Here is a 13862-nt window from a genome sequence, read left to right as displayed (position 1 = left end):
GTGAGTGTACTTACAGCTCGTGCTCGGTACGAGCAATGATATCGTCTTGAGCATCTGGTGATAGCGCGGTGAAGAAGGCTGAGTAGCCTGCAACTCGCACAACCAGATCACGATATTGTTCAGGGTTCTTCTTCGCTGCTAGCAAGGTCTCGCGAGAGACGATGTTGTACTGAACATGCCAGCCTTTGTGGTGGTTGAAGAAGGTGCGAATCAACATAGAAAGCTTGAGCTTGTCCCCTTCAGACTCAACTGCTGCCGGGCTTAACTTCTGGTTAAGCAGCACGCCACCAAGGATCTTATTCGCTTGAATCTTACCAACCGAGTTGTACACTGCCGTTGGACCTAAACGGTCTGAGCCAGATGACGGGCTTGCACCTTCTGCCAATGGCGTTTTCGCTTTACGACCATCTGGCGTTGCCATGGTTGAAGCACCGAATGGGACGTTTGCCGAGATACTTGATGTACCTGCGTAGTAACCGCCGCCAATTGGACCACGCCCATGACGCGTATTAACGAACTGCTCTAGCTCATCAATGTACACTTGGTAAGCGTCTGCCAATAGTTGGTCTACCGCGTCATCATCGTTACCGTATTTTGGTGCAAAGTTGATAAGACGTTGGCGAAGCTGTTCGTTCTCCATGCCATCGAAATCTTCTGCCAATGCTTTTGCTAGCTGTTGTTGTGAGATAAGGGGCTGAGTGATTTGCGCATCATCGAAAACAAGGTGCTTGATGGCAGCTAGGCTGTTACCCAAGTTCGCGATACCGACTTGCAAACCAGATACCCAATCGTATTTCGCGCCACCTTCTTTCACGGTTTTACCGCGAGCCAAACAGTCATCCACCAGCGTTGAACAGAAAATGTCTTGAGCTTGCTGTTCAAGTACGCTGTCGACTACAGTATCAATCTCAATCGATTTACGGGTGTAGTAGCGGATTTGCTCTGCCCAAGAAGCGGTCACTTGCTCAAAGTTCTCAAAGTTGCCTTTTGCTAATGACTTATCGTGTGGCAAGAAAGCTTTACCCGTTGTTGCATCCACACCTTCGTTCAATGAAGCTAGCAAGATACGGGCGAAGTTAATGAAGCTCATGCCCGTACAACGGTAACCCCATTTGCCCGGAACTGCGGTCTCGATACAGCCGATAGATGCGTAGTTGTAAGCGTCTTCTTTCTCTACACCAAGCTTGATGAATTCAGGAATAACAATCTCATCGTTGTTGAACGCTGGCATACCAAATCCGCATTTAATCACTTCAATACAGCCCATTAAGAACTCTTGGTTTAAACCTTCATGGTAACGCACACTCAAGTTAGGTTGCGTCGAACGTAACTGACCACAAGATTCCAAAATCACCCAAGAAAGTGGATTCACTGCATCTTCAGGCTCACCCTTTTCATTCAACTTCTGACCGCCGATACACACGTTTTGATACAGCGGAGAACCTGCCGATGCTTTTGAGTGTGCACCAGAGCGAATCTTGTTTACTTCAAGCAACTTCAACCAGCAGCTTTGTAAAAGCTCCAGTGCGAAGTCTTTCTCAATCGTGCCGTTTTCGATATCGCGAACATAAAATTCGTTGAGGAATTGGTCCATACGACCGAAAGAAACCGAGTGACCGTTCGATTCGATTTGTAGCATCAACTGAACAAAGTAGCTCAACTGCAGTGCTTGCCAGAAGTTTTCTGGCGCGTGGCTCGCGACATGACGACAGTTTGCCGCAATACTTTCTAACTCAGCTTTGCGCAGCGGGCGTGTCTCTTCTAACGCCATTTTTGCCGCCAATTCAGCGTAGCTCACCATGTGCTCTTGAATCGCAAGCAGTACGATTTCGACCGACTTGTAGAACTGCTCTTTCTTCAAGCCTTCAAAGGTCGAAACATCATTGTTAGCACGGTGCTGACGAACATCCTCTAACAAACCGTTCATGCCTAGCTTCAAGATTTTCTCGTTATCCACCGCAAGGTGCGCGTCACCCGAAGTCATGTTGCCTTCGGCTTTAATGATGGTGCTGGCTAAGATTTCTTGCTGCTCATCAGTGAACAAGCCATAACAACGGTCTTGAACGGTTTTACCGCGCCAGTACGGCGTGATACTGTGGATGCTTTGTTTATCTTCTTCGGTGACAACAAAGCCAGCACCTGGTCGGTCGGCTAGCTCATCAATTTCCGCTTCAATCCAACGTACAGTGTATTCTGGGAAAATAGGCGCAGCGCGCACTTTGCTCGCTTGGTTACCGACGATCAATTCATCGTGTTTAATCCAAATCGTACGAGTGCGTAAGTGCTCTTGCAGTGCTAGCGCACGTTGGACAATCACAGGTTTGTCTTCGTTTGCTTGATAAGCACGAGTGTATGCCTCTGCACGCTCGGTACAGACAGGTGGCGTTACGATATTTACCAGTGCCGATTTGTGCGCTTTGATACGCTCAGGAAGGTAATTCAGGTCCATAGTTAACCTCTTACAATCACGTTAAGTTGGGTGTTTTCGCTTGCGTATTGCATGGCGCTTTCTAGCAGTTCTGGTTTGTTTAATGGCTTGTCAGAACACTCGTAAGGCATATCGAGCAAGCGGTATTTATTGATGCCGAGCGTGTGGTACGGCAGCAAGTGAAGTTCTTGGCAGCTTTCTAGTGAAGCCGCAAAATCGATGATGTCTTTCAACTCTTCGATGGTGTCATTGAACCCCGGCACCACTGGAACGCGAATCACAATGCGTTTCGCGATAGGTGCCAGTTTTCGGAAATTGTCTTTGATGCGTTTTAGTGAACCTTTCGCCCAGCTAAGAAACTTTTCTTCATCGGTGTGTTTTAAATCCGCCAACCAACAATCGATATGCGGCGCGGCTTTTTCGACGTTCTTCCACGGCACATGCATGCACGATTCAATCGCAGTCGAGACTTGGTTGTCATGCAGACGCTGTGCGAGTTCTGCCACCAAATCCGCTTGCATGAGTGGCTCACCACCGGAGAATGTCACGCCACCTTGGCTTTGGTCATAGAAAGGTTTGTCTTTCATTAAGGTGTCGAACAACATGTCTGATTTCGCCTCTTCACCGCAGACAGTCAGTGCTTGCGTAGGACAGACGTCTCGCAGCGCGATCAGTTGGTCTTCTTTGATGGCTTTGCGATTGATGATGATCTGGTTGTCGATACGTTGAATACCATCACCCATCATTTCACTACCCGCTGTAGATTGAGTTGTGGCTTGATAAGCAGAAACGCACAGCTGGCAACCTTCCATACAACTTCGCTGATCAAATAAGAGTGAATGCTTTTCGCTGCGGCTTTCTGGGTTTTGACACCAAGGGCAAGACAAGCTGCATCCTTTAAGAAAAAGAATGGAACGAATGCCATCGCCATCATGGGTAGAGAATCGTTGGATATTGAAATACATCTCTGCTTGCCTCTTGGTCTGTGCTACCGCTGTGTACTTAATCCGTTTCTTGCTGGTTAAGTCTTATCAGCGGCTTTTCTTTGTTCGAACTGAAAGCTTCATTTGAGCGTTTACAAGTTTCACTCAACTTTCATTTAATGAAATTATTATAGTTTCAAATGAAACTTCAATTGATCAAAATCAAGATCTCGTTCGATTGTCAGATCTATAGTGATCCCATCATCAAAACGAAGATTTTGTTTAAGGTAGAAACCATGATTGAACTTTATTTAGATACTGCTGATGTGGCAGAAGTAAAACGCTTTAACCAGTGCCTACCGCTAAAAGGCGTGACGACAAACCCAAGCATTTTGGCGAAGTCAAAACAGGGACTGAATGAAACCCTAGCAGGCATGCAAGAAGCACTTGGCGGTACACCTCGCTTTCACGCTCAAGTCGTGAGTTCAACCGTCGAAGGTATGGTGGCAGAAGCGCGCCAACTGAATGAATTGCCTTACGATATAGTGGTAAAAGTGCCAGCAACAGAAACCGGCTTAGCAGCAATTAAGCTAATGAAAAAAGAGGGAATTCAGGTTCTCGCCACGGCTATCTATTCAGCTCAACAAGGTTTCCTAGCGGCACTGTGCGGTGCTGACTACCTAGCACCTTACGTAAACCGCATTGATGCGATGAACGGCAACGGTGTTGAAGTGGTCGCGGATCTTCAATTGTTGCTCGATCAAAACCAACTACCAGCGAAGATTTTGGCAGCCAGCTTCAAGAACACTCAACAAGCGATGGAAGTGATGAAACTGGGCATCGAAGCCATTACATTGCCAACCGATGTGGCGGCACAAATGTTCGCTCACCCAGCAGTAAAACCGGCGGTTGAGCAGTTCGATAAAGACTGGAAAGAGACGTTCGGCGAGAAACTTTCATTTGAAAGCTAATTAAAAGTAGCAGCTAGATGTCTTAGTTAGGGTCTATTGAACTTTCATGGTTAAATTTTGTTCGAGATAAAAGCGTTTTAATCGCGGCGAGAGGTTTGCCGCCTAGTCATTCTAAGCAATTACCTCTCAACAAAGAGTAAAACGCTTTTAGCCGAACCCTTCGGGCAGCGTTTGTGGTTCATTTCTACTTCATTACCGGCTTATCAGTTACACCAACTACATTTCAAATGTCTCTGCCTCATATAAATTACCCACAAACAGCTGCAAAAATCAGCTTGAAAGCTCAATAGACCCTATTAATAAAGGGAATCTTAACTCACCCTGTGCGCCGGTGAACTTAAGGTTCCCTTTTGTATTTCATATAAACAGGTGAGGTTTACAGCAGTTCTCTATTGGTCAGTGACCAAAGGTACACGCGCTTGAGTAAACTGATTTTGATCCTTTTACGAATACCTCGTTTGGAATGGCGGAGTCGGTTTGGTAGCGCAATGGCTTTCATCTCGGTTTTCATTGCTTTTCCATCCAACAACACAGTAGACCTCCGATGCTATAAGCCAGCAGATCTTTCCAATCAAATGTGGCGCCCAAAATTACAGCCAGAGGCGATGAAGGTTCGATACCAAGCCAAGCTACGACCTGAAGCAATTGCCCCAACTCGACAGCAAACGCAATCAACACCACCAGTGAAACCAGCCAGTTAACGGGCATGGAGAACAAGCTTGCAAGAAAGTAGTAGAGCCAAACCACAACCAGAACATCACCAAATGTCGGACGAATAAAGCTGTCTCGAATATAGAGCGCAATAACGACCAATGCGATAAAACACACCAAGCTTTTCAGTCCATTTTTTGCAGAAAATCGCAGGTGGATAGCGCACGTTTCTTCCACCATATCGCTTGGCTGACCAGTGAGAGTTGCTCGCTTAAATATCTTCATGATTCGCCTTTGCACTTTCTTCTTCTTTCTTATTTCGTGCGTACCAATCGATGTTGCGTGTAATGACCATAGTGAAGCTCAAAATCGCGAAACACAGTAATGTCCCCATAACCAATGCGTAGCTTTCTGCTTGTAGCAAGCCAAACAGTAATCCGTAGAGAGTGAGCAAACACACTCCGAATATCGCGCCGTGTTTGGTGTTGCTCAACATACCGCTCACGTACACACTTAAAAGCCCCGTCGATGCGACTGCCGACACCACATATGCCCAGTTAAAGCCCAGATGTTCACTCATCGAAATCAACAACAGATAGAAAAGCGCTAAAGCCAGACCAATAAAACCGTATTGCACAGGGTGAACCGGACGCGCTTGGAACAGCTCCAGTAAGAAGAAACTCGCAAACACTAATGTGATAACCAATAGTGAATAGTTCACAGCTCGGTGGGATTTCAAATAGTGGTCCACGGGATCAATCAAATCTACGCCCATTTGTCGCTGTTCAAGCTCGTGACAAGCGTGATTCGATGACAAACAGCTTTGGAACAGCTGCGCGATATTGGTAGAGAAGTTATTGCTCGCCCATTGTGCATTAAATCCATCCTCAGAGACTTCTGATGACACCGGTAAGTAATCACCGATAAAGCTTGGATGTGCCCAAGTTGAAGAGAGTTCAACCGTTGTTTGACTGCCGATTGGTGTGACTTGAAGCTGCCCCATCCCTTGTAGCAAGAAGTTAAGATCGAATGCCAAAGGTTGTGCTGGGTTTAGGTCTGCAAGTGTCAGATCACTGTGGAAGCCTTGTGGTAACTGATTTAACCCCGTTCCCGGTGCGACTTCGATATAAGAGCTCGCCATGGTCATGTCATCCAAACGAATCAATCCACGGCTGTCTTCAATGCCAACGACTAGGCTCATGTTGTCAATATCAAGCCCCTGCAACGCCGCGAGATCGTCTGCATCAAAAGTGCCTTTCAGTACCACTTGTGCTTTGTATAAACGCGCGCGGTAAATGCCTCGGTACTTTTCAAAACTGTCCAGATTCGCGCTCATATCAAAAGTGCTAGGTAAAAGAAATTTACGACGCTCTTTAATCTGTACTTTGTCATCTCGGTAACTGGTTTCGGTGTAATTAACCATGATGAATGGACCAATGATGCGCTGTTCGCCGCTGCTGCTGCGTGCGATGTCGTTTCTGACTTCATCTTGGCGATATGAGCGTTCTGAGATCAGCCCTGTGACCATTGAAAGCGGGATTTGCAGTAAGACAAACAAAAACAGCACGAAGGCGAACTTCGTGCCGAGTTGGTTATTGAGGATCTTTTTCATGTTTCATTCTCCATTTGCTGATGGGAGTAATCTAAATCAGCAATTTGGAGAACGAATGGAGCTAATGTGGAGTTTCTATGGAGTTGGTAAAATCAAGGTCACTTTCACACCAGAATCGACGTTTTCGACTTGCAACTTACCTTTGTGCAGCTTGGTCACTTGCTCAACAAAATTTAGCCCAAGCCCAGTACTCTTAACGCCATTTTCCCGAGCGAGGGAGTAGAAGCGCTCGGTCAAACGAGGCATCGCGTAGTCAGGAATGTGAGGACCTGAGTTGAAAATCGACAGGCATACCTTCTCTTTCGTGACCTCAGTTTTCCATTCAATGCGTCCCTCTGAATCAACAAAATCCAGCGCATTGTCCATCAAGTTAAAAACGGCTTGTTTCAGTAAGAAGGCATCACCAAGTACGGAGAGATGGTCATCAATTTGGATGTTGGCAATCACCGACTTAGCACTCAAGCGCGCATCCGCCGATTCAACCACTTCATTGACCATTTGTTTTAGCGAGATAGCTTCGACTTGTTCTAGCTCGGGGCGCTTTTCAAGACGAGCAAGTTCTAGCAACTTATCAATCAATGACTGCATGCGGTCGCTTTCTCGCTCAATGTTGCCAGCAAAGCGCGTGACCTTTTCTTCAGGCAATGGCATTTGCAATATTTCACTCGCGCCTTTAATCGCTGATAACGGACTTTTCAGCTCATGAGTCAGCGTCTGTACGTACTCTTCCACATATTGTTTGCCGTCGAGTTGGTTGCGCATTTTCTCCAATGCGTCGCTTAGCGTGCCGTACTCATAGAAGATACGAAATGTTGGCTTAGAGACCTTTTCACCCTCACCCATTTTGGTCGCGTAGTCTTCTAGCTTGTTCAGTGCCGAGTGAATTCGCCAAGCAAACAATGCCCCTGCCAATAGCACTAAACCACTCATCCACACCATCCAAAACAATACATTGCGTTTAGAAAGATCGATGAAGGGTTGTACTGAGCGATTAGATTTTGCCACCGTCACGCTGCCAATGATTTCGCCTTTGTGGTAGATGGGCGCAGCAACGTGCATGACGGTTGAAAGCGGATCTTTCGGGTCTTCGATGGTACTGCGCGCGCCGTATTGACCGCGCAACGTGAGATACACATCATTCCATTGTGAGTAGTCTTTGCCAACGTCTTGCTGCCAAGAATCCGCAATCACAATCCCTTGTTTATCGGTGATGTAAATTCGATGATTAATCGCTTTTTTGCCAATTTCCCAAATGCGCGCTTGAGGTTCTCGCTGCCCATAAGCCGCTAGCAGTTTGGAGAAGCGACTCTCAGACAACTTTCCGTTTGCAACGTCCTCTTCTGCCAATACCGCGAGCAAGTTCGCCATATCCACCAGCGTCTCTTCAGTGGTTTGACGCACGGTTGGCTTAAGTTCTTGGACAACGGTTTTGCTCACCATGTAAGCCGTCATTCCGACTAAGATGAAGTAGAGAAAAAACAGTCTGAGTCCAAGCGGGATCTTCGGCCAGCGATTCATCATTCACCTTTAATGCAGTAAAAGTAACCAAAGCCACGTTTGGTACAGATGCGTTCAGACATCTCAAACGGCTTCAACTTATGGCGAATGGCTTTGATGTGGGTATCGATATTGCGCTCGTATGCAGCCTCTGGCGCCATGTCTGCCGCGACCATGAGCTGCTCTCGGCTCAATACATTGGAAGAGACGGAAATCAGCTTATCGAGAATCTTAAATTCGACCGCAGTTAACCCAAGCATTTGCCCGCCAACACCGTAGTCAAAGTTTTGCGCAACCAAATCATGGCTCAATTGAGGTTGTTCTGGAACAGCCACAGGCTCTGGTTTGTGCTCCATCATTGGCGCTTTAGCTTTGATTCTAAGTTTAATGCGCGCCAACATTTCACGCGGACTAAATGGCTTCGTCACGTAATCATCCGCGCCAATCTCCAAGCCCACTACACGGTCAATTTCATCGCTTCTTGCGGTGAGAAAGATAATGGGAATATCAGAAAACTCACGGATGGTTTTGCACAATTCAAAACCATTGCCATCCGGTAAGCCTACGTCCAACACAAGTAACGCTGCAGAGTTATGCTGCAAAAAGGCTAAGCCCTCTCCTGCCGTTGCAAACCACTCTGCGTGGTAGCCATCCATCTCTAATACATGAATCAGGTTCTCTGCGATAGCAGATTCATCCTCGATAATAAGGACGGTGGGTTGTTCGCTCAATGTCTTAGCCTCATTGACGGTGTTTATCTTTATGTTGGTATTATCACTTAATTTGGGGCCAAGGCTAGTGGATTGATGCAGCAAAGGCGCAGTTCGTGGATAATACTAATCAAACACACTTCTATTCAGCATAATAAATTTATCACTTAGATTAATGAGTCACCACAATTGTGAATACAATGATTTCAACCATTGATATGAACAGTGTTCATTTTAAACTCAAGTTATCAATTCGATTTTATTTAAAGGACAGTCACTGATGAAAAGAGCGCTAATCCCCCTGGCTTTACTGACTTTGCTCTCAGGTTGCGCCAGCATGTCTCCGGATGAGTGCAAAACGGCGAACTGGTACAACGTAGGTTATCAAGATGGCCGAGATGGCAACGATCCAAACATTATCAATAGCTATACCGAAGACTGTGGTGAAGCGGGTGTGACACCCGACCGAGCGAAATGGAAAGAAGGCTTTGATAAAGGCACTATCCAATATTGCTCACCAGACAATGGGTACACTGTCGGTATCGAAGGCAAAGAATACTACGGTGTGTGCAGCAGCAAAGAGTTCATTGAGAACTACCAGTTAGGTCATCAAGAATATCAACGCCAGCAACGCATCCAACAAATCGATACTGAAATCTCGGTCATCGATAATCAGCTTGATGGCAATCCAGACAAAGACAATGCCAAGAGACTGAAAGAGAAGAGAAAGCGATTGGCTGACGAGCGTTCAAGCCTCCTATCGCCAACCATCAACTTGAATCTGAATTTCTAAATCGATTGGATTTAGCTTCTAAAAATTCATGGCCCTAGCTCAGTTCTAGGGTCATGAATTGACTGTTCGGATCGAGTTCGTAATCCCCGAACGGCTCGCAGTACACAAAGCCATGCTTTTCATACAACAGGCGCGCTGGTTTAAAAAACTCCATCGAGCCCGTTTCTAAACTCAAGCGCTGCAAACCTTTTTGCTTCGCTTGCTCAATCACATGAATCAATAATTGAGATGCCACACCTTGGTTTCTTGCCGTAGGCGTGGTGCGCATGGATTTCAGCTCCGCGTGTTGGTCATCCAACTCTTTAATCGCCGCACACCCAAGCAGTTGCTCACCTTTCCATCCGGTCCAAAACGTCACTTCTGGCGCTTTGAGCTTATCTAAATCTAACGCATGCACGCTTTCTGGTGGCGATGTAGCGTACATGTCCTGTAAATGTCCTTCCAACATCGCAATCACTTGCGGCCGTTCTAAATTGTCGATTTCAATTCTCATCTTTCCATCCTTGGTTTTTCATAGCTAAAGCGGCTGTCTCATAATGTGCTGCGGTCCAACTGGGCCGCCGTGGTAAAGCTCATTGGTATCTTCAAACCCTGATTTTAAATAGCACTGATAAGCAGGTATGTTGCGGCAATTCACAGTGAGATAAAGCGCATCAAACTCGGGATAATGGCGTTTGGCGAAATCGGCAAACTGTTGAATGGCTTGCTTGGCGATGCCTTTGCCTTGATGACGGTGATCCACCAGCAAAGCCCGCACGCCTAAACTGTTTTCCGGGCAAAAATCGTATTTCTCACTGTAAGCTGCATCAAATAGAAAAAAGCCAACCACATCATCGTCTGTCAAAATCAGATGCGGAAGTTCTGTAGGTTCAAGACGCGTAAGCATTTCACCCACATCCGCGACCGTAAACTGCGATTGCTCTTCTAGCACGCTAAGTTCGCAAGTTTGTTCATGTCGCTCAGGCGAATACTTTTCAATAGTAATCATAATCTTCCTTGTTGTTTTTATGCTCAATTCATACAGGGTATGTCGTAAATAGAAATACCTAGTGTCGTATTTCCCACTCGCAGGCAAACGTTTAGCACTCTATTATCCTCGCCATTCGATAGAGAGGTTTCCATGTCCCGTTTTTTACTTTGTAGTTTTGCACTCGTTTTACTCTACCCTACTGCCATTGATTTGTATCTTGTTGGTTTGCCTCAAATTGCGTCAGATCTCAACGCCAGTGAGTCTCAGTTGCATATTGCGTTTTCGATCTATTTAGCTGGCATGGCTACCACCATGTTATTCGCGGGGAAAATTGCAGACTCTGTGGGACGAAAGCCTGTTGCCGTCGTCGGCGCGATGATCTTCGTGCTCGCGTCTTTTCTCGGCGGGATGGCTGAGCAACCAAACACTTTCTTGATTGCTCGCTTTTGCCAAGGCATCGGGGCTGGATCTTGCTATGTCGTCGCATTCGCGATTTTACGCGACACGTTAGACGATGAACGCCGCGCGAAAGTATTGTCGATGCTCAATGGCATCACCTGTATCATTCCAGTGATCGCACCCGTGATTGGTCACTTGATTATGCTGAAATTTCCTTGGCCGAGTTTGTTTACCACGATGGCAGGAATGGGCATTCTCGTCAGTGTATTGGCCATTTTTGTTCTCAAGGAATCACTACCCAGCCAACAAGGTGAAGAACAGACAACGCCAGAGAGCCATCAAGAGACGTTCTTCGAGCGATTTTTTATCAGTAGGCTGATCATTACTGCACTTGGAGTGACCACCATCCTGACCTTTGTTAACGCTTCACCAATTGTTGTGATGAGTATGCTTGGTTTTGATCGCGGTGGCTATTCTTCCATCATGGCGGGGACTGCGACGATCAGTATGTTGATTTCGTTCTCTGCGCCATTGGCATTGGGGATTTTTAAGCAGCGAACCTTAATGATCACCTCTCAAGTATTGCTCGCTTGTGCAGGCATCGTGCTCAGTGCTGCCCATTTCCATGATGGACAATCTCATTACTATGTGTTCGGACTTGGGTTGATTTGCGCTGGTTTCGCTTGTGGCTTTGGCGTGGCCATGAGCCAAGCGCTCAGCCCATTCTCTCAACAAGCTGGCGTGGCGAGCTCGTTACTGGGCATTGCTCAAGTTTGTAGTTCCGCGTTCTATATTTGGTTTATGGGTTTCATCGGCGTTAGTGCACTGAATATGTTGTTGTTTATCTTGGTGTTAGGTAGCGTAATCAGCCTTGCTCTAATACTATTGATTCCAAAGCCTGTTCACGATACCCATTATGAAGAAATCCCTAGCGCGACTTGATTTAAACTTACTGTTCACTCTGCAATTATTGTTGCAAGAGCAAAGCGTCTCGAAAGCCTCGAAAAAGCTGAACGTTACGCCCTCTACCGTAAGTAAGTCGCTCAACAAACTTCGTCATTGGTTCGATGATCCTTTGTTTGTCAAAACACCTAAAGGTCTTGCGCCAACGCCTTTGGCACAAAGCATGGAGCAAGATCTCGCAGAATGGCTGCAAATTGGCAGCCAAATTGCAGAAAAACGCAGCGATATTACGCCTAAAGGAGTGCGTTTTGATATCACGATTGAGTCGCCATTAGTGCTCACAGTGCTGGACAGACTCATCGTCGCTATCCACCAGCGATACCCTGAAGCGAAAGTAAAAACCAGTAACTGGGATTACGATTCACTCGACGCCATCATTCGAGGAGAGGCGGATATCGGTTTTACCGGCCGAGAGAGTCACCCGAGATCGAAAGAGTCGTTGGATCTTCTGCCGTATTTCTTGGATTTTGAGATTCTATTTTATGACCTGCCGATGGTGTATTTACATAAAGATCATCCGGCATTACAGCAAGAGTGGAATCTCGAGACCTTTCTGAGCTACCAACACATCAATATTGTTTGGGAAAAAAGTGAAACTTGGGCGTTGGATGAAGTATTAACGGAACTAGGGCTACAGCGCTCTATCGGGCTGACGATGTCCAACTTTGAGCAATCCCTTTTTATGGCAGCGCAGCCGACGCATGACATGATCACCACCGCGCCGCACTATTGCAAAAGTTACACAGAAAAGCTGCATCTCGATTTGGTGTGCTTGCCAATTCCATTAGACCAAGCTCAACAAGACAAGTTACTGATTCCATTTACCATGATTTGGCATAAACGCAATGCGTACAATCCCAAATTGCTATGGTTGAAAAACACCATTAAGTCATTGTACAAACAACCTTCCCAACCACAGTAAGACTCAGGCTAAGGTCAGGTTTTCTCTGGTTATTTTTAATGACTTTCTTGCTCTGATAGCTATAACTAATCACTTTATCAACTAATAAAAATGTTCTTTTGGATCTACACTAGCTGTTCATTTACACGCTAAGGGCCAAGGATGTCGACCTTTTTACTCACTGCTATTGCAATGCTGGCGTTCGCCGCCAATTCATTATTGTGCCGACTTGCCTTGGCCGAAGGGTTAATTGATGCAGGAAGCTTCACTCTCGTTCGATTGATATCCGGCGCTGTTATCTTAATCGCAATGCTTGTCGTGAGAGGTCAGTGGAAAACCGATCGGCCAACTTCTCGCTTTCGCTTTTTTGCTGGCGTGGCGTTATTTGGTTACGCTGCCCTTTTCTCTTTCGCGTACTTACAACTGGCGACAGGAACAGGTGCTTTGCTTTTGTTTGGTGCCGTGCAACTTACGTTACTGGCAATCTATTGGTGGCAAGGTGAGCGCTTTCAGTTTCTCGAAATCATCGGTATCGGCCTTTCAATTGTTGGGTTTGTTTGGTTGATGTTGCCATCTGCCACGCGCCCCGATATTAGCTCTGCACTTCTCATGTTGATTTCTGGCGTTTGTTGGGCTGCGTTTACTGCGCTCGGTAAACAAGCGCCTTCTCCAAGTAGTGGAATCACGTGGGGATTCATCGCAGCATCAATAATTGGCGTGCTCCTTTCGCCATTAATCTTGTCCTCAATCCACCTTTCTTTGAGCGGAGTGTTGCTCGCTATCGCATCTGGTGCCATTGCCTCTGGCCTTGGTTATACGCTTTGGTATCAAGTAATGCGTAAGCTCTCTTTGCTTCAAGCCGCCGTCAGCCAACTTTCCGTGCCAGCCATTGCTTTGCTACTCGGCACCGTCGTACTCCACGAGCCTCTTTCACTGCATATTCTTTTAACCAGCGGCATCATTCTTGGTGGCATCGCTTTGGCTTTTTTATCTCGATCCAAAAAAACAAACGAACAATCGGCAAGCCGATAAAAAGTAATAACT

13 protein-coding genes are annotated in these 13862 nt (G+C 46.4%); 5 read left to right on the top strand and 8 right to left on the bottom strand.

All coding sequences use genetic code 11. The features are described from left to right. Positions 1-10 precede the first annotated feature (10 nt). Entirely contained in the window at positions 11-2449 is a 2439-nt protein-coding gene (locus tag IJ23_RS14985; RefSeq protein ID WP_033906694.1) for a formate C-acetyltransferase/glycerol dehydratase family glycyl radical enzyme, read from the bottom strand. Between the two features lie 2 nt (positions 2450-2451). Further along, entirely contained in the window at positions 2452-3393 is a 942-nt protein-coding gene (locus tag IJ23_RS14980; RefSeq protein WP_033906693.1) for a glycyl-radical enzyme activating protein, read from the bottom strand. Positions 3394-3647: 254 nt separating this feature from the next. Between IJ23_RS14980 and IJ23_RS14975 the strand changes: the two genes are divergently transcribed. Then, on the top strand, positions 3648-4322 hold the full coding sequence (locus IJ23_RS14975; protein ID WP_025768603.1) for a fructose-6-phosphate aldolase: 675 nt from the start codon (positions 3648-3650) through the stop codon (positions 4320-4322). 507 nt (positions 4323-4829) lie between these two features. Here IJ23_RS14975 and IJ23_RS14970 read toward each other — a convergent pair. The 4 genes from IJ23_RS14970 to IJ23_RS14955 all read right to left on the bottom strand — a co-directional run bounded on the left by IJ23_RS14970 (position 4830) and on the right by IJ23_RS14955 (position 8813). Further along, positions 4830-5258, bottom strand: a complete 429-nt coding sequence (locus IJ23_RS14970) for a ribosomal maturation YjgA family protein (RefSeq protein ID WP_033906692.1) — start codon at positions 5256-5258, stop codon at positions 4830-4832. Continuing rightward, a complete protein-coding gene (gene creD, locus IJ23_RS14965) occupies positions 5245-6585 on the bottom strand; it encodes a cell envelope integrity protein CreD (protein ID WP_033906691.1) in 1341 nt (446 codons plus the stop codon). The genes IJ23_RS14970 and creD overlap by 14 nt, the downstream gene beginning before the upstream one ends. A gap of 75 nt (positions 6586-6660) precedes the next feature. Next, positions 6661-8103: a two-component system sensor histidine kinase CreC gene (creC, locus tag IJ23_RS14960; protein WP_033906690.1), complete on the bottom strand. Its 1443-nt coding sequence runs from the start codon at positions 8101-8103 to the stop codon at positions 6661-6663. Next, complete coding sequence (locus IJ23_RS14955; protein ID WP_033906689.1) at positions 8103-8813, bottom strand: response regulator; 711 nt, start codon at positions 8811-8813, stop codon at positions 8103-8105. The genes creC and IJ23_RS14955 overlap by 1 nt, the downstream gene beginning before the upstream one ends. Positions 8814-9072: 259 nt before the next feature. On the opposite strand from IJ23_RS14955, the gene IJ23_RS14950 reads away from it, so the two are divergent. Next, positions 9073-9585, top strand: coding sequence for a DUF2799 domain-containing protein (locus IJ23_RS14950; RefSeq protein WP_005374970.1), 513 nt, complete (start codon positions 9073-9075; stop codon positions 9583-9585). Positions 9586-9619: 34 nt separating this feature from the next. Here IJ23_RS14950 and IJ23_RS14945 read toward each other — a convergent pair whose 3' ends face one another. Next, entirely contained in the window at positions 9620-10078 is a 459-nt protein-coding gene (locus IJ23_RS14945; protein ID WP_033906688.1) for a GNAT family N-acetyltransferase, read from the bottom strand. A 24-nt stretch (positions 10079-10102) separates the two neighbouring features. Next, positions 10103-10573, bottom strand: a complete 471-nt coding sequence (locus IJ23_RS14940) for a GNAT family N-acetyltransferase (RefSeq protein ID WP_033906687.1) — start codon at positions 10571-10573, stop codon at positions 10103-10105. A 132-nt stretch (positions 10574-10705) separates the two neighbouring features. On the opposite strand from IJ23_RS14940, the gene IJ23_RS14935 reads away from it, so the two are divergent. The 3 genes from IJ23_RS14935 (at position 10706) to IJ23_RS14925 (ending at position 13850) form a co-directional block, all read left to right on the top strand. After that, positions 10706-11896 carry an MFS transporter gene (locus IJ23_RS14935; RefSeq protein ID WP_033906686.1) on the top strand — a complete coding sequence of 397 codons (1191 nt, stop codon included), beginning with the start codon at positions 10706-10708 and terminating at the stop codon, positions 11894-11896. Then, positions 11871-12839 carry an HTH-type transcriptional regulator YidZ gene (gene yidZ / locus IJ23_RS14930; RefSeq protein WP_005374957.1) on the top strand — a complete coding sequence of 323 codons (969 nt, stop codon included), beginning with the start codon at positions 11871-11873 and terminating at the stop codon, positions 12837-12839. The genes IJ23_RS14935 and yidZ overlap by 26 nt, the downstream gene beginning before the upstream one ends. Before the next feature lie 141 nt (positions 12840-12980). Continuing rightward, a complete protein-coding gene (locus IJ23_RS14925) occupies positions 12981-13850 on the top strand; it encodes a DMT family transporter (RefSeq protein ID WP_033906684.1) in 870 nt (289 codons plus the stop codon). Positions 13851-13862: the final 12 nt, after the last annotated feature.

The organism is Vibrio sp. OY15 (assembly GCF_000742455.1).
In the GTDB taxonomy this organism is placed as follows: domain Bacteria; phylum Pseudomonadota; class Gammaproteobacteria; order Enterobacterales; family Vibrionaceae; genus Vibrio; species Vibrio alginolyticus.
Note: the sequence above shows the minus strand (reverse complement) of the source record. Positions and strands in the feature narration are given on the sequence as shown.

What these genes read in the sequence shown, in the direction of transcription:
- IJ23_RS14940 (WP_033906687.1), bottom strand. Translation starts at nt 10,573, where the DNA reads ATGATTACTATTGAAAAGTATTCGCCTGAGCGACATGAACAAACTTGC.
- IJ23_RS14975 (WP_025768603.1), top strand. Translation starts at nt 3,648, where the DNA reads ATGATTGAACTTTATTTAGATACTGCTGATGTGGCAGAAGTAAAACGC.
- yidZ (WP_005374957.1), top strand. Translation starts at nt 11,871, where the DNA reads ATGAAGAAATCCCTAGCGCGACTTGATTTAAACTTACTGTTCACTCTG.
- IJ23_RS14970 (WP_033906692.1), bottom strand. Translation starts at nt 5,258, where the DNA reads ATGAAGATATTTAAGCGAGCAACTCTCACTGGTCAGCCAAGCGATATG.
- IJ23_RS14950 (WP_005374970.1), top strand. Translation starts at nt 9,073, where the DNA reads ATGAAAAGAGCGCTAATCCCCCTGGCTTTACTGACTTTGCTCTCAGGT.
- creC (WP_033906690.1), bottom strand. Translation starts at nt 8,103, where the DNA reads ATGAATCGCTGGCCGAAGATCCCGCTTGGACTCAGACTGTTTTTTCTC.
- IJ23_RS14925 (WP_033906684.1), top strand. Translation starts at nt 12,981, where the DNA reads ATGTCGACCTTTTTACTCACTGCTATTGCAATGCTGGCGTTCGCCGCC.
- creD (WP_033906691.1), bottom strand. Translation starts at nt 6,585, where the DNA reads ATGAAAAAGATCCTCAATAACCAACTCGGCACGAAGTTCGCCTTCGTG.
- IJ23_RS14945 (WP_033906688.1), bottom strand. Translation starts at nt 10,078, where the DNA reads ATGAGAATTGAAATCGACAATTTAGAACGGCCGCAAGTGATTGCGATG.
- IJ23_RS14985 (WP_033906694.1), bottom strand. Translation starts at nt 2,449, where the DNA reads ATGGACCTGAATTACCTTCCTGAGCGTATCAAAGCGCACAAATCGGCA.
- IJ23_RS14935 (WP_033906686.1), top strand. Translation starts at nt 10,706, where the DNA reads ATGTCCCGTTTTTTACTTTGTAGTTTTGCACTCGTTTTACTCTACCCT.
- IJ23_RS14980 (WP_033906693.1), bottom strand. Translation starts at nt 3,393, where the DNA reads ATGTATTTCAATATCCAACGATTCTCTACCCATGATGGCGATGGCATT.